We start from the raw sequence: 19201 nt of genomic DNA, 5'->3' as shown, positions 1-19201 counted from the left end.
ACGGCAGCGTGATCGTCGAACGCACGGCCGGCGAAGTCTCGGCGCGCTGCCACGACGAACAGGCGAACTTTCTGGCACTCAACCTGATGCACGACATTGTGACCGGCGCGAAAAGCGTCGACGAAGCGCGCGCCTATTATGCCAAGGAATTTGGCGACTACCGCCGCAAGAAGCCGACGCCGTATATGGAGAAATTGCGCTTCAACCAGCAGGAGCGCGGCGCAGCCGATCCGGACGTCCGCGTCCTGACGGACGAGGATCTCGCCCAAGCCAAACGCGAAGGCGAGCAACGCGGCTAGCGAAAGCTCCTGACGCGCTGTATCGCCCCGATGGATGCGCCGCCCGGAGTTCGTCTGCTGCGAGGCACCCCTTCTTCTGCTTCAACGATGGCGCGGAACTTCCCCAAGTTTAGAGTGTTTCCGTAGGAGATTCTGTCGGTACCGGAGAACAGCATGACGTCAGCCATACCGCCGCAAGAGAATTCACGCGGAGGAGCCGGACCGCTCGCGGTGCCGCAACTCGTTAACGAGGAGGCCGAGGCCTTTGTTGCGGAGGCAATCGCGGAGCTGGTTCGCTCCAAAATTCCCTTCCTGATCGCAGGCACCTTTGCCGTCAGTGCCTATACCGGCATCTCACGGCCGACGAAGGATCTCGACGTCTTTTGCAAGGCGGGTGACTACACCCGTATTCTCAAGCACTTCAAGTCCCGCGGCTACGCGGTCGAAATCGAGGACGACCGGTGGTTGGGAAAGGTGTTCAAGGGCAGATTTTTCTTCGACGTAATCTTCGCCTCGCCGAATGGAACGATGCTGGTCAACGATAGCTGGTTCGCACATGCGCTGCCGGTGGAAATCTGCGGCTGTCCGGTCTCGATCGCCGCGCCGACCGAATTGATCTGGTCGAAGTCCTTCATCCAGCTTCGTGAACGGTACGACGGCGCCGACGTGGTCCACGTGATCCTGAAGGCGCACGACCGGATCGACTGGACAAGATTGCTCGAATACATGGAGGTTCACTGGGAGGTCCTGCTTATCCACCTCCTCAATTTCCGATGGATCTATCCTTCCGAGCGCAACAAGGTTCCGCAGTGGCTGATGGACGAGCTCCTGAGCAGGCTGGCGGCACAACGGGATCTGCCGCTGCCGCAGACGAAAATCTGCCGCGGGCGAATGTACTCGCGCCCCGACTACGAGATCGACGTCAGGGAATGGGGATTCGCCGATATCGGCGGCGAGGGTGACATGCGCGAAGGAATCGAGGAGAAGACGCCATGAGCAAGCTGAAGGTCGCCGCCGTTGCGGATCTCCACGTGAAGGAGGACAGGTCGGTCTCCTATACCGAGCTGTTTTCTGAGATTTCGCAAGCCGCTGACGTGCTCGTCATCGCCGGGGATCTAACGGACCTCGGCAAGCCGGTGGAGGCCGAACTCCTGGCAGCCGACCTGAAGTCCTGCACGGTTCCCGTCGTCGCCGTTCTTGGAAATCACGATCACCAGTGCGATGCGGCGGAGGAAGTCTCGTCGATTCTCGTGAAGGCAGGCGTCCATCTTCTCAACGGCCAGACGGTCGAGATCGAGGGAGTGGGGTTCGCCGGAACAAAAGGCTTCATCGGCGGCTTCGGTCGGCACATGCTGGGCTCGTTCGGCGAGACCGCCATAAAGGCCATGGTCTCGGAGAGCGTCGACGAGGCCATGCGTCTGGAGAATGCCTTGAGGAACACCAGGGCACAGCGCGCCCTGGTCGTTCTGCATTATTCCCCGATCGCCGAAACCGTCGCGGGAGAACCCAAGGAAATATACCCGTTTCTCGGTTCATCCCGTCTCGCCGAGACCATCGACCGCTTCCGCGTGAGCGCCGTTGTTCACGGCCACGCACATAAAGGAACCTACGAAGGGCAGACACCGGGCGGCGCCCCGGTGTTCAATGTCGCTGCCCATATAGAAAAGCCGACGGGCCGGCCCTACGCCATGCTGGAACTGTAAAACGGTTCCGGGGATGCGTGCACGCGTCAGCGCTTGACGAGGGCTGATCCTTTACGGCCTCAGAACCACTTTTACGCAACCATCCTTCCTGTCGCCGAAGGTACGGTAGAGCGCCGGCCCCTCATCGAGACTGCCCCTGTGCGTGATGACGAAAGAGGGATCAATCTCTCCCTTCCCGATCCGATCGAGGAGCGAAGGCAGATAACGCTGCACCGGCGTCTGGCCCATGCGGAAAGTCAGTCCGCGGTTGATTGCCGACCCCATGGGTATTTTGTCCAGATATCCGCCATAGACGCCTACGATCGAGACGGTTCCGAAGTTCCGGCAGCAATGGATTGCCTGCCGCAAGACATGCGGGCGATCGGTGCCCATGAACGTGGCCACCTTCACACGATCGACAAAGGAATCGAGGCTTGCCCGGCTGTCGGCTTCGGTCCCGACCGCGTCGATGCAGGCGTCGGCGCCCCGACCGTGGGTTATCTCCATGATCCGATCGTAGATGTCCTCCTGCATGAAATCGAGGGTCATCGCACCCGCCGTTTCGGCGAGCCTCAGGCGTTCCGGAACCGTATCCACGGCAATGACCCTTTCGGCTCCGAGCAGGAACGCCGAACGGATCGCCATCTGCCCGACGGGACCGCAGCCCCAGATAGCGATCGTGTCGGCCGGCTTGATGTCGCAGAACTCGGCGGCCATGTAGCCGGTCGGGAAGATGTCGGAAAGAAACAGCACCTGCTCGTCGGTCAACTCGTCCGGGACTTTGATCGGTCCGACATCCGCATAAGGCACGCGAAGATATTCCGCCTGCCCGCCGCTATAGCCGCCGAGAAGATGGGAATAGCCGAACAGGCCGGCAGGCGAATTGCCCCACAGCTTCACCGCCTTTTCCCGATCGGGATTGGTGCGTTCGCAGCCCGAATAGAAGCCTCGCTGACAGAAGAAACACTCGCCGCAGGCGATCGTGAAGGGAACGACGACACGATCGCCGACCCTCAATCTGGTCGCCCTCTTGCCGACCTCGACCACCTCGCCCATCGTTTCATGGCCAAGCACGTCGCCGTGCTCCATCGAGGGAATGAGACCATTGAAAATATGGACGTCCGAGCCGCAGATCGCGCACGCGCTGACCTTGATGATGGCATCGCGATCGTCCTCGATTTTCGGATCAGGCACGCTCTCGCACCGGATGTCGCCCTTGCCGTGCCAGGTCAGGGCCTTCACCTCAGGACTCCGATGTGCGAAGCACGGGGCTTCCCGGCGATCAGGGCAGCGACCGCGAGCCCGACGACAGCCACGGCTGCCACGGTTGCAAGCGGAATTCTATGGGACGAGCGAAGACCTCCGTCGATACCGCCGGCCACGGCCGGCGCCCTGAACAAGTTGCCGTTGCTGCTCTCCACCCGCGGCGCTTGGCTCAGATAACGGGACGTAAGCTGCGCCAGCAGCCGCGTCGTGAGGTTGGGCGCGAGAAAATGCGCGAAACGCGCCAGGTCCGCCACGAAGCCAACCGTGATCGAGGTGCGTGGACGCTCCGCGAGACGGACAATGGCGCGAGCGGCACGGCGCGCATTGTAGACGGGTGGAGGAACGCTGAGTTTGCGGCCTGTGTAGTTCGCACCGTGGGCCACCCCCGGGGTATCCATGAAGGTGGGGTAAACATCACAAATGTGGATATCGGGTTCATCGGCGAGTTCGGCACGGAGCGCTTCGGAGAAGCCTCTAAGGCCGAACTTGCTGGCACTGTAGGCCGTCGCAAAAGGCGTGGAAGCAAACCCCCCAAGAGAAATCATGTTGATGAAGGTGCCCTGGCGCTGCTTGAGAAAAATCGGAATGACTGCATGTGCGTCATTGATATGGCCCATCAGGTTGGTGCGAATGACCTGCTCGTGGGCGGCGATCGGCGTTTCAACGAAGCGACCAACCGCACCGACGCCGACATTGCTGAACCAGACGTCGATCTTGCCGAAGCTCGTCGCCTTCCTGGCCAGTTCCCTGACTGCGTCTGCGTCCGTCACGTCAGTCGGCACAACCAGGACCTCGGCCCCCATTTCGCGACAGGTCTTCGCCACGCGTTGAAGCGCGGCCGCATCGCGGGCGGCGAGCACGAGTTTCGAACCGCGTCGGGCGAACTCCTCAGCCGCGGCCTGCCCAACTCCGGACGAAGCGCCCGTGATGACCACTACCGCATCTCTCAGAGCTTTCCTCATGTTGAATCTCCGTCTCGAACGAGGGTTCCGAAGGAACCGCCAGCGGCTGAAGATGTTCCGACATCGCTGTGCAACGCCGGCATGGGCGTAGAACCACGTAGGCGGGAGGCGTTGAATGGGCGATGTGTCGTGGATTCCGGACACGCGGCCACGGGGGACGCTTAATTCGATTGGTCGATCGCATGCGGCGGGGGCTGTCCAATATCGGGGGTCCCGTCATACGGAAAAAGCACCCAGATCACTGCGATCACCACCAGAATCAGAAGTACCGCTGCTGTCACAACCTTTGACATCCTCCGGTGACCATCCTTCATTCCTGATCTGAACCGCGAGACCGACGGGACAAGGGCTTGGGATAACGTCCCGCATTCCCGCGTTCGAAGCGACTTCCCAATCGTCGTCGAAGGCAATTGTTCCTCAGCAGAAGATCCTCGCCACCGTTCGCCTTCCGGCAGGACGCTGGAGCGGACTTGGAGAATAGGGAACAGGTGAGGCTTGGGAACAAAGTGCTGCCACTCGCTTTCTTCCGACAAGAAAAGGAAGATCGCGATGGCACGTATCAATCCGAAAGACCCTGCCCGCCGACCGGCCGAGGTCCCCGACGACGCCGAAGTCCCCGACGAGAATGCCGAGACGCGACCGGATCTATCGCGCCCCGAGGATGCAAAGCCGGTGGGCCAAGGCCGGATACCGCCGGTTCCGAGCCGCGATGAGGCAAATGTCGATCCCGACGAAGCTCTTCCAGATGACGAGGAAGAGCAGTCGATCGCCGACAACCCCTCACGCGAAGAGGTCCGCTTCGGCAGCGTCAAGCCGCCGCGCCCCTAGATCCGCGTCGTGCCCGGGCGATCTACCGGATGCTCCTTCAATCGCAGGCACAGGGTAGCCGCGGCTGCGGATGTTTCCACACGTCAAAGCCGCGGTAGAGGCGCCCTGTCAGCGGCTTGATCAGCGCACTGACAGGGCGGCATTAACTCCGTTTGCTCGATCAGCTTGGAAGTGCGCCCGACTTCTTCGCAACCCAGGTGGCGATATAGTCCATCAGGGCTGGCGACAGGCAGTCATAGGGCTCCAGTCCAAGCTCCCGCAAGCGGGCCCGGATGCCATCCATGCGACTGGGATCGACCCCCGATTCGATGATGGAGGAGACAAAGGCGGCAAAGCCGGGCGGAGCCCAGCCCGACTCCTGAAAGCGCTCGGGGTGAATGAAGTCCAGCCCCTGGAAGGCATGTTCGCGCTCCACCGGGCCATACATGTGAACGCCGCAGTCCCTGCAGGCGTGCCGCTGGATCAGCGCAGACGGGTCGACCACTTGCAGCTTGTCGCCGTTCTCGAGCACGGTCACCTTGTCATGCGGAACAACCGCAACAATGGAGAAATTGGTGCCGGTGGGCTTCCAGCATTTGGTGCAGCCGCAAGCATGATTGTGGGCAATCTGTCCCTCGATCCTCACCTTGACCGGCCGGTCCGTGCAGGCACAAACAAGCGTGCCTCCGCTAAAGTTCGGGCTGGCCTCTCTCACGCCACCATCGACCGCCGGATGAATGCTAATTGAACTTTCCATTGCGTGTCCTCCCTGTTGTGCCGAAGCCCAAATCTCGTCTCGGATGCTCTGGCGCTTCAGCTTGGTTCGAGCGCCCGGCGGATACGCTCAGTAGATCACGACGCTGCGGATGCTTTCGCCGGAATGCATCAGTTCGAAGCCCTTGTTGATGTCGTCGAGCGGCATCGTGTGGGTGATCATCGGGTCGATCTCGATCTTGCCCTCCATGTACCAGTCGACGATCTTCGGCACGTCGGTGCGGCCGCGCGCGCCGCCAAAGGCGGTGCCCATCCAGGTGCGGCCGGTGACCAGTTGGAACGGCCTCGTCGCGATCTCCTGGCCGGCACCGGCCACGCCGATGATCACCGACTTGCCCCAGCCGCGATGCGAGGCTTCGAGCGCCTGGCGCATCACCTTGACATTGCCGGTGCAGTCGAAGGTGTAGTCGGCGCCGCCGATCTGGTCGGCGCCGCGTTTCGTCAGGTTGACAAGATGGGGCACGATGTCGTCGCCGACCTCCTTCGGATTGACGAAGTGGGTCATGCCGAACTTCTCGCCCCACGGCTTCTTGTCGTTGTTGATGTCGACGCCGATGATCATGTCGGCGCCGGCAAGCCGAAGCCCCTGAATGACGTTGAGGCCGATGCCGCCAAGCCCGAAGACGATCGCGGTCGACCCCATTTCGACCTTGGCGGTGTTGATCACCGCGCCGATGCCGGTGGTGACGCCGCAGCCGATGTAGCAGATCTTGTCGAACGGCGCGTCCGGGTTGACCTTGGCGACGGCGATCTCCGGTAAGACGGTGAAGTTCGCAAAGGTCGAGCAGCCCATGTAGTGGTGGATCTTCTCGCCATTGAGCGAAAACCGCGAGGTGCCGTCGGGCATCAGCCCCTGGCCCTGGGTGGCGCGGATGGCAGTGCAGAGATTGGTCTTGCGGCTGAGGCAGGAGGGGCAGGATCGGCATTCCGGCGTATAGAGCGGGATGACGTGGTCGCCCTTCTTGACGCTCGTGACGCCGGGGCCGACATCGATGACGATGCCGGCGCCCTCATGGCCGAGGATTGCCGGGAACAGCCCTTCCGGATCGGCGCCCGACAGCGTGAAATCATCGGTGTGGCAGATGCCGGTCGCCTTGACCTCGACCAGCACCTCGCCGGCCCGAGGACCTTCGAGCTGAACCGTCATGATTTGCAGAGGTTTGCCGGCCTCAGTGGCGACGGCGGCGCGTACGTCCATGTCTCCATCCCCCCTTTGAACATCATCTCGGCGTCCCGAGATACGTTGTTACTGTGTGATCCTCTCGTCCTGTTCATTGAGCAGCGGGACGCCATACGAGAGAAGCAGCTTGTTGATTTCCGCCTGATGGTCCTTGATGAAGGCGTTGAGCGTGCGTTTCCATTGCTGGTCGGACGGCCGCACGCCCATCGTGATCCGATAGATCATGCGCTGGCCGCCCTTCTCCCTAGTCAAAGGCACAAGCGTCAGGTCGGCCCCGGACTTGCCGGCATAATAACCTGCCATAGGGCCCCAGATCACGGCGGCGTCAATCACGCCTGCCAGCATGTCGCGTATCATGACCTCGGCCACCGACGGCATTATCCGTGTGTCGACCATGAGCGGATAGACCTTGGCTTTGCGCATCAGCTTTGCGGCCGCCATATTTGCAGACGGTGGCGTTCCCTGGACCACGCCGATCCTCTTGTCGGCAAGCCTGGGATCGGCGAGCGTTTCCACGCCGGCAAGATCGCCATCCTTCTTGTAAAGCAGCACATAGGACGAACGATAATAAGCGTTGGTATTCTGGACGAGCTCGTCTCCCTGCGCGTAACCCATGATGATGTCGCAGCGGTTGGAGCCGAGCGTATTGCGCACAAAACCAGTGATCGAGGGATACCACATGTAGGTGATGGAGCTTCGTCCTGTCTTGGCTGCGACCAGCTTGGCGAGCTTATCCTCGAAGCCCTCGCCGCTTTGGTCTGAGAAGGGCATGTTGGACGGATCGGCGCAGACCCGCAGCGAGTCCGGGTCAACCAGTTCGCCGGCAGCTCCGAGCCCGGCGCTCTGGGCTTGCACTTGCAGCGGCATCAGCGCCATCACTGTGAAAATGAGGGCTGCCCCGCAGGTCCGATGGTCGCCGTGTGCCATGTCATCCATCCATGCAGGACGTCTCGTACGCCTTCGCCGCTTCGGGTTTGTCCGCCTTCTTGGGCGGGCGCCCTCGCGGCGCGGCACCGACGGCGCGGGCGCGCAGATAGACGTAGATGTCGTCGAGGTAGCAATAGACATTCTTGTTGTCGCCGAACGCCGGCATGACGTTTTCCTTGCCACCGCCGACGTTCTTGCGTCCCTCCGCAACGATCGAGAGAAAAGTCGGATAGTCCATGTTCTTCATGGTCGTCGCCAAGGCGGGTGCATAACTCGAGCCGACCCCATCGGGGCCGTGACAGACGTGACAGTCCGAATGATAGCGCCGGTAGCCGCTGAAAGTGTACCAATCGACCGCCCCATCGTTCTGAAACTTGAACGTCGGGTTTCCCTCCGCATCGAAGTATTTTCCGTCTTCTTCTTTGACTGCCGCGGCTTTTTCCTTGTCATCTGCCGCTGTAACGTTTCCGGGGATCAGGAGCGGGAACACGGCGGCGAGCGCCAGAACTACATTACGAAAAGCCATCAAAAACTCCACGCTTGGGAAAACCGGAACGCGAGGCGGCAGCAGCACCTATCGGGGTTTGCACGACGGAGACTGCCCCGGCAGCCATTGCTCCGCGCGGTCGATATCCGATGGGGCTGCGTGGAAGGCACAGCCCCATCACTCTCGAAAAGGTCATCAGTCCGGAAGACCGAAGACTGTCAGTTGTCCGCCGAGCGTCGTGTACTCCGCCAGTCCGGCATAACCACCGACTGCGCCCAAACCTGCTGTGGCGATGCTCTGGCTTTCTTCGGTCGGAGCGTTCTCACCGGCCACGGCTTTCTGCCACGCCGCGGCACCCTCCGCTCCCAGAAGGCCGCCGGCGAGTCCGATGCCCGCCCAACCGCCAACGCCCGACAAGACGGCGATATACTGCTTGCCGCCGTGTTCGTACGTGTTGACGTTTCCGATAATGCCGGATGGCGTCTTGAACCGGTAAAGTTCCTTGCCCTGCGGATCGACTGCAACGATGTAACCTTCCAAGGTTCCATAGAAGATCACGTCGCCTTCGGTCGCAAGAACACCGGACCAGACCGAGAACCGCTCGGGCTTCGACCAGACGATCTCGCCTTTGGCAGCATCCCAGGCAATGAAGTTGCCCATGCCGCCATGGCTGTCAGGGGCCGGATACATCGAAACGGTCGCACCGACATAAGGCTGACCGGCCGTGTAGCTGACCTTGTACGGCTCATAGTCCATGCAGACGTGGTTTGTCGGCACGTAGAACAAGCCGGTCTTCGGTGAATAGGCGGCCGGCTGCTGATCCTTCGTGCCGAGGGCAGCGGGGCAGATTCCCGTCGAGTTCACGTCCTCGCCGTTCTGCTCGGTGGAGTATTTCGCCACCACCTGCGGCCGGCCATATTGATCGGATTTCGGATCCATGACGACTTCCGTCGCCCAGTTGACCTTCGGATCGTACTTCTTGGCAACCAGCAACTCTCCCGTCGCCCGATCGAGCGTATAGGCAAAGCCGTTGCGGTCGAAATGCACGAGCACGTCGCGCGGCTGGCCATTGATCTGCATTCCGTCAACGAGAATGTTCTCGTTGACGCCGTCATAGTCCCACTCGTCGTGCGGAGTCATTTGATATAGCCACTTGGCCATACCGGTATCGACGTCACGCGCCATCAGGGTCATCGACCAGCGATTGTCGCCCGGGCGCTGCACGGGGTTCCAGGTCCCTGGATTGGCCGTGCCATAGTAAATCAGGTTGAGCTTCGGATCATAGGAGTACCATCCCCACGTCGTCCCGCCGCCGGTCTTCCACTCCTCGCCTTGCCAGCTCTTTATGCCAGAGTCAGCTCCGACCGGCTTTCCAAGATGGGTGGTCTTTTCGGGGTCGACGAGCATTTCGGAGTCGGGGCCAGTCGAATAGGCCTTCCAGGCAAGCGACCCGTCCTTCAGATTGTACGCCGCCATCCAGCCGCGGACACCATATTCCGCACCGGATATGCCGATCAGCACCTTGTCCTTGACGACCATCGGCGCACCCGTGCTGGATTCGGCCTTGCTGCCATCGATCTGTTCTCCGTTCTTCACAGACCAGACGGGCTTTCCGGTTTTGGCGTCGAGGGCAACGACCGTCGTGTCGTTCTGGTTCAGGATTATCTTGCCATCGCCATAGGCGACGCCACGATTGACCGTGTCACAGCACATGATGCCGATGACGGTCGGATCCTGCTTTGGCTCGTATTTCCAGAGGATCTTGCCATCGTTGTTGAGGTCGAGGGCATAGACGTTGTTGGGAAACGGCGTATGGACGTACATGACGTCGCCGATGACCAGCGGTCCGCCCTCATGGCCACGCAGCACACCGGTCGAGAAGGTCCATTTGACCTGCAGGTCCTTCACATTGTCCTTGGTGATCTGATTGAGCTTGGAATACCGATGATTGGCATAATCGCCCGTGGGCATCGCCCAGTTCTTCGCGTCGGTCGCCAGTTTCGTCAGTTCCTCATTGGCGAACGCATTTCCGGCAAGAGCCGCTGTCAGAAGTCCAGCGGTCATCGGCAGATAAAGTTTTCCGAGTGTGCGCATGCAGATTCCTCCCGATGTCGATGTGGACCCGAGGCGCGTCATCACAATCCTCGGGAGACCACAAGGCCAGCCCAAGCTCTGTCATGCTTGTCGTGGGATATCTGCTTCCTTCAGCGTTTCACGGTCCAGTTGGATGGGCAGAGGGCACCGTTATTGCCCGTCCTCTTGACCTACGCGACTTTTACGCTCCCAAGAGACAAGGCTTGAAGCCGGAAACCGCTGGAGGATAGGCGATTAGCCCGAATAACGCAAGATTAATTATACGATTATTGTGCGATGCAAAATAAAAAATGCTGCTTTGCAATACAATAATTACTAATATTTACAGGATTTAAATTGGCTCTTCCATGACACTTACTATAATAATACAGAGCTCCGGTCAGATTAACTTGGCTCCTGTCTATGCCCCAGTACCGAAGGGAGATTTCATGGTGGCTACCGGTAACCTAGACGTGATCGCCTTCCTCGCAGCGCTCACGTTTGCTGCGACGGCATCGGCAGCCGGAGGTTACCCGACGATCGCGGTCGTCGATTACGTGTATGGCTGCATGAAGGCCAATGGCGAAACACGCGCCGCACTCGAGGGGTGTTCTTGCTCCATCGATGTCATAGCCTCGATCATGCCTTACGAGCGCTACGAGGCGGCCGAGACGTTCCGGAGCCTGGGACTTGAGACGGGCGAAAGAGGGGCTCTGTTCCGGCAGACTGCGCCGGCAAAATCCGCCGCCGCCGAACTGAGACGAGCGCAGGCCGAAGCAGAGGTCCGCTGCTTCTGACCCTCGAACGCAAGATCCGCCGCCAGATCGGATCCTCCATCCGTGAATAGCTCCACGGTTTGGAGCGCGATCACACGGTGTCCGGAAACCTCCTGTGAAAATCCAGCACGAGATCGTCCAGCGCCGGCGCGTCGCGCAACTGGCGCGAGAGGGCCACGTCATAGATGCCCAGCACCTGCGCCGGGCGCGGCGACAACACGATGATACGATCGGCAAGCAGAAGCGCCTCGCGCAGATTGTGGGTCACCATCAGGGCGGTGGTAGGCCTCGCCGCCCACACCGTCATCAGAAGACGGCGCAACCGGTCGGCGGTCCGTTCGTCGAGCGACGTGAAGGGTTCGTCTAAGAAGAGTATCGCGGGCTCCGTGGCGAAGGCCCGTGCCAAGGCGGCGCGGCGCGCAAGCCCGAGCGAAAGCTCCGAAGGATAGAGCGACCGCATTGTGGAGAGTCCCAGTATTTCGAACAGCCAGTCCAACTCCTTGTCCCTGAGGCTCGGAGACAGCGCAAGGCGGACGTTCTGCTCCACCGTCCGCCAAGGCAGAAGCACCGGCTCCTGGAAGACCGCAGCGATGCGGTTGGAACCGCCTTCGGGCAATTGATAGCTGCCCGAAAATTGCCGGTCGAGACCCAGCAGGATTCGCAAGGTGGTGGTCTTGCCGCAGCCCGACGGGCCCAGCAGACAGGCGAACTCGCCCTGTCTCACTTCGAAGGAAAGTCCGCGCAATGCCACGATCTTAACGCCCTCAGCCGACTGGAACGTCTTCTCGGCAATGTCGACTTTAAGCGGGGCGGCGACGCCAACGGGTTGCATGTCGTTCAAGTGGCTGCACCAGAAGGAGTTCGATCAGCAGCATAATAGCCACGAAGGCCAGCGTGTAGGCAAGGATGGCGGCAACATCGAATATCTGGAAATAGAGATAAATCTGGAAGCCGACACCGCTGGAGCGGCCGAGCAGTTCGACGACGAGCACGATCTTCCAGATCAGCGCAATGCCGGAGCGCGAGGCAGCCGCGAAATAGGGCTGCAACTGTGGCATCAGGATGTGGCGGACATGATCGAGCGGCCCCAGCCGGTAAACGGTGGCCATTTCCGCAAAACGCGGGTCGAGCGCACGCGCACCCTCACGCATGGTGACGACGACGTTGGGTATCTTGTTGATCGCAACAGCGCCAATCGCGGCAGCCTCCGTCAGGCCGAACCAAATGTAGGCGAGCACGATGACGACCAGTGCCGGGAGGTTGAGGAAGAGGATAAGCCACGGGTTGAAGAAGGAATCCGCCCGCCGGTGCGTGCCGAGCAGGACACCGATGACCGACCCGACGACCATTGCAACAACATAGGCGGCCGCAACCCGCCAGAGTGTCATTGCCAGGTGATATTCAAGGTCGCCGGTCGCCGCCTCCTTGAGCAGCACCCGCCAGACCTCGAGCGGGGGCGGAAATGCACGGCTCGGCCAGATCCCGGCCGCGAGGCTCCAGAGCAAGCACAGTCCGAGGAGCGATGCCAGGGCCGTGGCTGCCGGCAACGCGGCGCCAATGCCGCGAGAGACCCGTTGGGTGCGCCGGTTTTCAGATGCCTCGTTTTCAGACCGAAATCCCGCTTTCATGTCTTCAATGCGGCCCAGAACGTTCCGGGAGCCATCTGCCGCGCCTCACCGACGAGCTTCTCTCCGCCCAGGTCCGCAAGGATCTCGTACAGCTTGGCGGCATCGCTTTCCTCTTCGGCCAGAGGCCGGTTCGGTATGCCTTCACGATAGCGATCGCGCAGCACTTCGAGCTCCCTACCCTCGGCTCGCACGATAGGCGCCAAACGCTGCCATTCTGCATCGGAGTTCGCTAGAAGTTTCTTGGCTTCCGTGCTTGCCTTCACAAAGCTCATCGCCGCGTCAGGGTTTTCGTTCGCCCATTTGTCGTGGAATACATATCCCAACGCCGAGACAGGTCCCGATGCCCCGAGCGCCTTGGCTGCATCGTCCGCACCGATCAGGCGGCGAAAGCCGTTTGCCTCCAGCCGCGCGCAGAAATGCCAGAAGTTCAAAACCGCGTCGAGCTCACCGGAGAGAGCCTTTTCCGATAGCAAGGGCGGTGCGCCGAAAACGACGTCACTCTCCTTGGCCAGATCGATCTTGTGGTCACGCTGCGCGAGCCCCTGGATCAGGAGCCAGCTCTTGTCGAGCGATCCGCCGGCTACCCCGATTTTCTTCCCCACGAGGTCGGGGATGCTACGGATCGGCGCGTCCTCCCTGACCATGATAGCGCCAACGGCGGTCGAGTAAGGCGCGAGTGTAAGGTCCTCGCCCTGCGAACGCTGGCGCGACACCCACAACCAGTCGGAAACGATGACGTCGAGGTCGCCTGCCAGCATGGCCACGTTGGTGGCATCTTCGCCGGCGAAATACACGACTTCCACGTCGATGCCGTTGCTGGTGTCGAATTTATTGTGCTTGATGGTGTCGAGCTCCCAGTTCACCGTCCCGAACTTCAGGACACCCACCCGTATCTTCGGAGCGGCGGGGTTTGCCGAGGCTCGGAAGCCCAGAGGATGTGCTACAGCCAGCAAAGCGACCCCGCAGAGCGCGCGCCGCGATATATTCATGATGCCACCTCCCAGCAAATGTTTGCAGCGACGTCAGGTTTCCTGGTCCCTGTCAGGGAAAACACATTTCCATCGCACGATCTTCAGCCTCGGATGGCTCTCGGACCACTTCGCGATCTCACTCGGAGCCAGCATCATGCATTGGACGAGCGATCCGCGGCTCTCGAAATACAGGTGCTCCGTGCGGCAATCGGTGGGGTTGGCCAACATGCAGACGGTCAGAACGAGATCGACGAGGTTCACGTGAGCACCTTTCCCTGCACGAACGCGCGCAGACGAATGCTGACCGACATCCTTCGCATGCCAGTCCTACAGCTTCCTCCCGCAAGGTGCCCTGATGGAAAGCCTGCGAGGAGGATACGCGTGAGAGAAACGAGCGTCAATTATTCGCGAAGCTCCGCTCAGGAAGCTCATCTGCCCCTCAGCGCTTCCGCAATCGTCTTCGCCAGCGCGTACAAGCGCTGCTCGATCAGCGTCGGCACTTCGCAGACAAAGCTCAGCGACTCCGCGCGCTCCTGAAAGATGCGCGTCTGAAACGCGAGCCGATTACTCCGGAGTGCAACCTCGTTCGGGTTGGCAGATGGTTTGGCCCGCAAAACATCCACGGCAGAAGCCTCTTGGCGCAGGAGGGCCGCCATGTCCCTCTGCCTATGGGCGTAGCGTGCAATACCGGCGATGACGTCCGCGCGTTCTCGGTTCATATGATCGAACAAACCCTGCACGAGCATTGTCATGCGCCGTTCTCTCTCGCCCTCCGGCAGGCTTTTCGCATACTCGCTTATTTTTTCTTGCGCCTCCGGAAGCGGCACGCGACGCGCCGACAGTTCCACGACCAGCGCGGAAACAGCCGCATCTTTGGACCAGTCGGCGGCCGTTTGCGGCAGTTCGGCATCGGTCCATATCTGGCCAAGCGAAAGCTCCGGAACCTTGCGCTGGATACATGGCCAGTCCGGGTCGTCCCCCTGCGCGGCCACGGCGGGCCACGCGACGATTGCGGTAACTGCCGCGGCGGGGATGATGCGAGTCAGCGATCGCCACTGCATCAGGCATTCCCTCCGGTATCCTGCTTGCGGCTGAGCAAGCCGTTCGATGGATCATAGGCCAGGATTGCGCCCCCCAGAAACAGCACGGTGAACGCAACCACGACCATGAGCGATCCCCAGTCAACCTGTCCATAAAGGGCGAAGCGGATCAGTTCGACCGCATAGGTGAACGGATTTGCAAGGCAGATCTTGTGGAGAAGCGGGCTCGATTCCTGGATGCGCCACAGCGGATAGAGCGCCGGAGAGGCAAAATACATCGGGAAGATCACGAAGTTCATGATCCCCGCGAAATTCTCCAGTTGCTTGATCATCGACGACAAGAGCATGCCGAGCGAGCACAGCATCATCCCTGAAAGGAACAGTGCGGGCAGGATCAAGAGATAGCCGGTCCATGGTGGCGTGACGTCCCAGAACCAGGCGATGGCCAGAAAAGCGTAGACTTGCAGGATCGAAACCGCGACGCCGGCGAGCAGCTTGGACACCAGCAGGAACCAGCGTGGAAACGGGCTGACCAGGAGGGTCCGCATGTTTCCCATCTCGCGGTCATAGACCATCGAGAGCGAGGATTGCATGCCGCTGAACAACAGGATCATGCCGCACAGGCCGGGCGTGATGTAGACCTCGTACAGCACATAAGTCTTGTAGGGCGGGATGATCGAGACGCCAAGCACCTGACGGAAGCCGGCGGCGAACACGAAGAGCCACAAGAGCGGGCGAACCAGCGACGAGACGAAGCGCTCTCGCTGATTGAGAAAGCGAAGTCCTTCCCGGACCAGAATGCCTTTGAGGCAAACAAGATACTGACGAAGGCTGAAGCCATGTTCAACGGTGGTGCCGGCCGGAATGCGGCCTGTGGCGGATTGCAAGGTCATTGGGATCCTCCACCTGCCGGAACCGAAGCTACCCCGCTCAGCGTCGCAAAGGCCTCTCCAATGCTGTTTGCGCCACAGGATTGGACGACATCGTCGACCCTGCCGTCGGCAAGCACCTTGCCCTTATGGAGTATGACGACATGATCGCTGTCTTCGACCTCATCGATGAGATGGGTCGCCCAGAAGACGCTGATGCCATCGGTAACCACAAGCTGACGGATGGTAGCGAGAATTTCGGCGCGCGACTGTATGTCCAGACCCACGGTCGCCTCGTCGAGCAGCAGCAGCGGCGGCCGATGCAACAGAGCCCGGACGATTTCGACGCGACGCATCTGCCCGCCGGAAAGGCTGCGCGCCTTGTCATACAACCGGTCGCTCATGCCGATCTGGCCGAGCAGCGTCTTGATGCGCGACACGGCCTCCCTTCGTCCAATACCGTGCAGCGAGGCGTGATAGGAGAGATTCTGGTAGACGCTGAGATCGAGGTCGAGCGTGCGCGCCTGAAAGACGATACCGAGCAGGCGCAGCGCCTCGCCCGGTTCCCGGCTGATGTCGTGGCCGAAGATGCGGATCGCCCCGCGGCGCGTGTTGTAAAGATGGCTGATCAGGGAGAACAGCGTCGTCTTGCCGGCCCCGTTGAGGCCGAGCAAGACGGTGAAGCGTCCGGGTGCTATTGAAAAAGAAACGTCCGACAGAACCTGTTTCTGGCCGTAGCTATGATTGACGGCCGACACGTCAAGTGCGGCAGGCAAGCTCACTGCATCATTCGCCTTCACATGCTGCATGGTGCCGTCTTCCTCCGCGAACAGCAAAATTAGCCTTCATCGCAGCCTATTTGATAGTGCTCGTTCCTTCCATGGCCTTGTTGGCAAGATCTGGAGCGGACAACGTGTAGGTGCACGGCCGGACCGTCGTCAGTTCGGGCTGACGACCACGCCCCAGGGCAGCGCCCCGACGGTCACGGATTGAATTGCTTCATCGGTAGCAACGTCGATGAAGGTAATGTCATTCGAAACGCCGTTGGTGCTGATGATCATCTTCTGGTCGGGCGTGAAGGCGAGCTGCCAGACCCGCTGGCCGACGAGCACGTATTTTTCGACTTCGTAAGTCTTCGCATTCACCACTGCCACGCGATTGGCAGGCCCGAGCGCCACGTAGGCTTTCGTACCGTCGGCGGTGATGCGCACGCCGACCGGCTGGATCGTTTCCGAGCGCAGGCCGGGAATCTCGAAAGTGATCTTGTGCTTTACGTCGCGGCTCGCATTGTCGATGACGGAAACGGTGCCGCCGATTTCGGAGCTGACCCAGACCTCGGAGTTGTCGGGTTTGAACTCAGCGAAGCGTGGCCGGGAATCGACGAGAACATTATGGGTGATCTCGTGGGTCTCGGTGTCGATGAAGTGCGCCATGTTGGTCGTTTCCGAGGTGTTGACCAATGCCTTCCCGTCCGGGCTGATGCCCATCCCCTCGGGTTCGACGCCAACCGGCACCTCCGCAACCACCCTCTTGCTCTCCAGGTCGATGACGGTGACCAGATTGTCGTCCTCATTGGCGACGTAAAGCGTCTTCCCGTCGGGCGAGAGGACGAACAGTTCCGGGTCCGGTCCGGACGGCAACGATCCTATGATCTCGTACGTTGCCGTATCGATGATCTCGATCGTGTCGTCGTCGCTTGCGCACAGATAGATGAACTTGCCATCGTGCGAAATCGTGATGCCACGCGGCCGCTGGCCGACATCGAGCGTACGGACCACCTCTTTCGTGGTCGAGTCGACCACGGTCACCGTGTTGTCCTTCTCGTTGGAAACATAGACCATATAGGCGGAGACCGGAGAACTCATGCTTGCTGCCACAGCAAGTCCGGCCGAAAGAAAAGTCAGTTTTCGCAGCATCTGGCTCTCTCCCTCTTTCAGGCTATTTCAGCACGCATTGGGTCTCCGGCTGATCGATCCCGAGCGTGTCGAGTTCGGAAAACTGATGCAGGAATCCTTCCTGCGGCGACGTCGATATGACGGAACGGCCGTCTCCCAGGAAGATCGGCTGGCGCAACTGCCAGTTCCATTTGCGAAAGGTCAGCTTCTGTCCTTTGAAGGCGGCGATCGAAAAATCGTCGGCTCGAATGAAGGCCGCGAGCTTCTCGGGATCGGCACTTCGCGTGCGCGTTGCGGCCTCGCCGATAATCCTTGCTGCCGTCCATGCGGCCATGTCCTTCGACAACATCCTTCTGCCATTGGCCTTGGCGAAACGGTTCTGTATCTGCGTGCCGCCCCATTGCTCGCTGGCCGGATGCCAGGCGGAGGGGATCAAGCCCGCGGTCCCGGCCACGGGCCGAGGAATCCAGGTCCGGAAGGGCACATAGGTTCCGAAAACCTCGCTTTCGTCTGCCACGAGCATCACATCGTGATCGGGAAAGCCCTGCGTGAAGACGGGCATCTGTCGTTGGATCTGGACCACCCCCGTATCCGTCCGCCGCGCCGTGCCCGTATCGGTAAACTCCTTTTCCGCGACAATCTCGCCGCCAAAGCGCGTGGCGGCACGGCGGAGCGCCTCGGCGAACTGCTTGTCGGGCTCATGGGAGCCGTAGACCAGCACCCATCGGCGCCACTGTTTCCAGATCAGATACTGCGCCAGCCCATCGGCGAGCATGGTGCGCGTCGGCGCTGTATGGAAGATATTCGCCCGGCACTCCTCCTCGCGCAGACGGTCGTCAGTGGCGCCAACGTTGAAGATCAGGACGCCCTTTTCGCGCGCGACATCGGCAATCGAGAGGAGCTGCGTGGCGGAGACATCAGCGAGAACGTAGAGGACGCCCTTGGAGATCATATCATTGAAGGCCGGCACGACGTCGGCATCCGGCCTTACCTCCGAAACGTCGAGCGTGAACTTCTGTCCAAGGAAGGTACCGGTGGTGTTGTTGTCGCCGACGCCCACCTTCGCCCCGGCGACACCTTCGTCGCGGGGCGGCACGTCCAGAACGGAAAGGGCCAGCTGCGGCGCATAGGCACGAAGATAGCCTAGCTTGATCTCGGAAACCTGTCCGGCTTGAGCCGACTTGCCGGCCGGCGCGGGAGAAGGCTCCTGCGCAACGGCGCTGGAGAGGCTTGAAGCCGCAAGAAGAGCAGAGATGAATAGCAGGAGGACATAGAGCACCGCACATCCCATTTGATCGACAGAATACGCCATCTCCGACGTCAGTCGGATCTGCGCAATTCCTCGGTGCCGCAAACAGCTTAATCGAGATATCCCTGAGTTCAACCGGAAATTGGGGTGCTGCGGCTTCCGCCCGCTGTAACCGTTCCGCGTACACTGCGTCGCGGATTGCTGGGGCGGGCTTCCAGCAGCGCGGTATCGCCGTCAACGGGCCGCGGCCGCAAGATCCTGATGCGGCCAATCATGAGCTCGCAGCCCGCCGCTTTACCCCGGCGGCGGGCATTGCCGTATACATGGGGCGATGTGC

At 60.7% G+C, this 19201-nt stretch carries 19 protein-coding genes and 1 pseudogene; 5 read left to right on the top strand and 15 right to left on the bottom strand.

Annotated elements, in window-relative coordinates:
- The 3 genes and pseudogenes from QN224_RS27515 to QN224_RS27505 form a co-directional block, all read left to right on the top strand.
- Window positions 1-299 (top strand): annotated as a pseudogene (locus tag QN224_RS27515) (hypothetical protein); the annotation flags it as partial.
- 153 nt (window positions 300-452) lie between these two features.
- Window positions 453-1274, top strand: coding sequence for a hypothetical protein (locus QN224_RS27510; RefSeq protein WP_269280960.1), 822 nt, complete (start codon window positions 453-455; stop codon window positions 1272-1274).
- Window positions 1271-1981: a metallophosphoesterase gene (locus QN224_RS27505; protein WP_283979211.1), complete on the top strand. Its 711-nt coding sequence runs from the start codon at window positions 1271-1273 to the stop codon at window positions 1979-1981. The genes QN224_RS27510 and QN224_RS27505 overlap by 4 nt, the downstream gene beginning before the upstream one ends.
- Window positions 1982-2032: 51 nt before the next feature.
- On the opposite strand, the gene QN224_RS27500 is transcribed toward QN224_RS27505, so the two are convergent.
- On the bottom strand, window positions 2033-3202 hold the full coding sequence (locus tag QN224_RS27500; protein ID WP_173508913.1) for a zinc-dependent alcohol dehydrogenase: 1170 nt from the start codon (window positions 3200-3202) through the stop codon (window positions 2033-2035).
- Complete coding sequence (locus tag QN224_RS27495) at window positions 3199-4188, bottom strand: SDR family oxidoreductase (RefSeq protein WP_283979210.1); 990 nt, start codon at window positions 4186-4188, stop codon at window positions 3199-3201. Before QN224_RS27495 ends, QN224_RS27500 begins: the two co-directional genes overlap by 4 nt.
- Window positions 4189-4737: 549 nt before the next feature.
- On the opposite strand from QN224_RS27495, the gene QN224_RS27490 reads away from it, so the two are divergent.
- On the top strand, window positions 4738-5016 hold the full coding sequence (locus QN224_RS27490) for a hypothetical protein (RefSeq protein ID WP_283979209.1): 279 nt from the start codon (window positions 4738-4740) through the stop codon (window positions 5014-5016).
- A 160-nt stretch (window positions 5017-5176) separates the two neighbouring features.
- On the opposite strand, the gene gfa is transcribed toward QN224_RS27490, so the two are convergent.
- The 5 genes from gfa to QN224_RS27465 form a co-directional block, all read right to left on the bottom strand.
- The gene (gfa, locus tag QN224_RS27485) at window positions 5177-5752 is read right to left on the bottom strand and encodes an S-(hydroxymethyl)glutathione synthase (protein ID WP_283979208.1); all 576 of its coding nucleotides are present in this window, start codon (window positions 5750-5752) and stop codon (window positions 5177-5179) included.
- Between the two features lie 87 nt (window positions 5753-5839).
- Entirely contained in the window at window positions 5840-6967 is a 1128-nt protein-coding gene (locus tag QN224_RS27480; protein ID WP_283979207.1) for an S-(hydroxymethyl)glutathione dehydrogenase/class III alcohol dehydrogenase, read from the bottom strand.
- A gap of 48 nt (window positions 6968-7015) precedes the next feature.
- On the bottom strand, window positions 7016-7876 hold the full coding sequence (locus QN224_RS27475) for a substrate-binding domain-containing protein (RefSeq protein ID WP_283979206.1): 861 nt from the start codon (window positions 7874-7876) through the stop codon (window positions 7016-7018).
- Between the two features lies 1 nt (window position 7877).
- Complete coding sequence (locus QN224_RS27470) at window positions 7878-8402, bottom strand: c-type cytochrome, methanol metabolism-related (RefSeq protein WP_283979205.1); 525 nt, start codon at window positions 8400-8402, stop codon at window positions 7878-7880.
- Between the two features lie 156 nt (window positions 8403-8558).
- The gene (locus tag QN224_RS27465; protein WP_283979289.1) at window positions 8559-10427 is read right to left on the bottom strand and encodes a methanol/ethanol family PQQ-dependent dehydrogenase; all 1869 of its coding nucleotides are present in this window, start codon (window positions 10425-10427) and stop codon (window positions 8559-8561) included.
- Between the two features lie 458 nt (window positions 10428-10885).
- Between QN224_RS27465 and QN224_RS27460 the strand changes: the two genes are divergently transcribed.
- Complete coding sequence (locus QN224_RS27460; RefSeq protein ID WP_283979204.1) at window positions 10886-11233, top strand: hypothetical protein; 348 nt, start codon at window positions 10886-10888, stop codon at window positions 11231-11233.
- Window positions 11234-11303: 70 nt separating this feature from the next.
- Here QN224_RS27460 and QN224_RS27455 read toward each other — a convergent pair whose 3' ends face one another.
- From QN224_RS27455 to QN224_RS27420, 8 genes are all read right to left on the bottom strand, one after another.
- Complete coding sequence (locus tag QN224_RS27455; protein ID WP_283979288.1) at window positions 11304-12044, bottom strand: ABC transporter ATP-binding protein; 741 nt, start codon at window positions 12042-12044, stop codon at window positions 11304-11306.
- Window positions 12013-12759, bottom strand: a complete 747-nt coding sequence (locus tag QN224_RS27450) for an ABC transporter permease subunit (protein ID WP_283979203.1) — start codon at window positions 12757-12759, stop codon at window positions 12013-12015. The genes QN224_RS27455 and QN224_RS27450 overlap by 32 nt, the downstream gene beginning before the upstream one ends.
- A 77-nt stretch (window positions 12760-12836) precedes the next feature.
- Window positions 12837-13829 carry an ABC transporter substrate-binding protein gene (locus tag QN224_RS27445; protein WP_283979202.1) on the bottom strand — a complete coding sequence of 331 codons (993 nt, stop codon included), beginning with the start codon at window positions 13827-13829 and terminating at the stop codon, window positions 12837-12839.
- Between the two features lie 410 nt (window positions 13830-14239).
- Window positions 14240-14872 (bottom strand): hypothetical protein, encoded by a 633-nt coding sequence (locus QN224_RS27440; RefSeq protein ID WP_283979201.1) that lies wholly within the window; start codon window positions 14870-14872, stop codon window positions 14240-14242.
- Window positions 14872-15744, bottom strand: a complete 873-nt coding sequence (locus QN224_RS27435) for an ABC transporter permease (RefSeq protein WP_283979200.1) — start codon at window positions 15742-15744, stop codon at window positions 14872-14874. Before QN224_RS27435 ends, QN224_RS27440 begins: the two co-directional genes overlap by 1 nt.
- Complete coding sequence (locus tag QN224_RS27430; protein ID WP_283979199.1) at window positions 15741-16529, bottom strand: ABC transporter ATP-binding protein; 789 nt, start codon at window positions 16527-16529, stop codon at window positions 15741-15743. The genes QN224_RS27435 and QN224_RS27430 overlap by 4 nt, the downstream gene beginning before the upstream one ends.
- A gap of 129 nt (window positions 16530-16658) precedes the next feature.
- On the bottom strand, window positions 16659-17636 hold the full coding sequence (locus QN224_RS27425) for a YVTN family beta-propeller repeat protein (protein WP_283979198.1): 978 nt from the start codon (window positions 17634-17636) through the stop codon (window positions 16659-16661).
- Between the two features lie 22 nt (window positions 17637-17658).
- Window positions 17659-18894, bottom strand: coding sequence for an ABC transporter substrate-binding protein (locus QN224_RS27420; protein WP_283979197.1), 1236 nt, complete (start codon window positions 18892-18894; stop codon window positions 17659-17661).
- Between the last annotated feature and the right edge of the window lie 307 nt (window positions 18895-19201).

This window comes from Sinorhizobium sp. 7-81 (genome assembly GCF_030124405.1).
GTDB lineage: Bacteria > Pseudomonadota > Alphaproteobacteria > Rhizobiales > Rhizobiaceae > Sinorhizobium > Sinorhizobium psoraleae.
The sequence above is the reverse complement of the archived record's forward strand: the minus strand, read 5'-3'. Positions and strand labels throughout refer to the sequence as shown.

Bases quoted from the DNA above. Each gene is read 5' to 3' on its own strand.
- QN224_RS27510 (WP_269280960.1), top strand. From the start codon at position 453: ATGACGTCAGCCATACCGCCGCAAGAGAATTCACGCGGAGGAGCCGGA.
- QN224_RS27505 (WP_283979211.1), top strand. From the start codon at position 1,271: ATGAGCAAGCTGAAGGTCGCCGCCGTTGCGGATCTCCACGTGAAGGAG.
- QN224_RS27495 (WP_283979210.1), bottom strand. From the start codon at position 4,188: ATGAGGAAAGCTCTGAGAGATGCGGTAGTGGTCATCACGGGCGCTTCG.
- QN224_RS27490 (WP_283979209.1), top strand. From the start codon at position 4,738: ATGGCACGTATCAATCCGAAAGACCCTGCCCGCCGACCGGCCGAGGTC.
- gfa (WP_283979208.1), bottom strand. From the start codon at position 5,752: ATGGAAAGTTCAATTAGCATTCATCCGGCGGTCGATGGTGGCGTGAGA.
- QN224_RS27480 (WP_283979207.1), bottom strand. From the start codon at position 6,967: ATGGACGTACGCGCCGCCGTCGCCACTGAGGCCGGCAAACCTCTGCAA.
- QN224_RS27475 (WP_283979206.1), bottom strand. From the start codon at position 7,876: ATGGCACACGGCGACCATCGGACCTGCGGGGCAGCCCTCATTTTCACA.
- QN224_RS27470 (WP_283979205.1), bottom strand. From the start codon at position 8,402: ATGGCTTTTCGTAATGTAGTTCTGGCGCTCGCCGCCGTGTTCCCGCTC.
- QN224_RS27465 (WP_283979289.1), bottom strand. From the start codon at position 10,427: ATGACCGCTGGACTTCTGACAGCGGCTCTTGCCGGAAATGCGTTCGCC.
- QN224_RS27460 (WP_283979204.1), top strand. From the start codon at position 10,886: ATGGTGGCTACCGGTAACCTAGACGTGATCGCCTTCCTCGCAGCGCTC.
- QN224_RS27455 (WP_283979288.1), bottom strand. From the start codon at position 12,044: ATGCAACCCGTTGGCGTCGCCGCCCCGCTTAAAGTCGACATTGCCGAG.
- QN224_RS27445 (WP_283979202.1), bottom strand. From the start codon at position 13,829: ATGAATATATCGCGGCGCGCGCTCTGCGGGGTCGCTTTGCTGGCTGTA.
- QN224_RS27440 (WP_283979201.1), bottom strand. From the start codon at position 14,872: ATGCAGTGGCGATCGCTGACTCGCATCATCCCCGCCGCGGCAGTTACC.
- QN224_RS27435 (WP_283979200.1), bottom strand. From the start codon at position 15,744: ATGACCTTGCAATCCGCCACAGGCCGCATTCCGGCCGGCACCACCGTT.
- QN224_RS27430 (WP_283979199.1), bottom strand. From the start codon at position 16,529: ATGCAGCATGTGAAGGCGAATGATGCAGTGAGCTTGCCTGCCGCACTT.
- QN224_RS27425 (WP_283979198.1), bottom strand. From the start codon at position 17,636: ATGCTGCGAAAACTGACTTTTCTTTCGGCCGGACTTGCTGTGGCAGCA.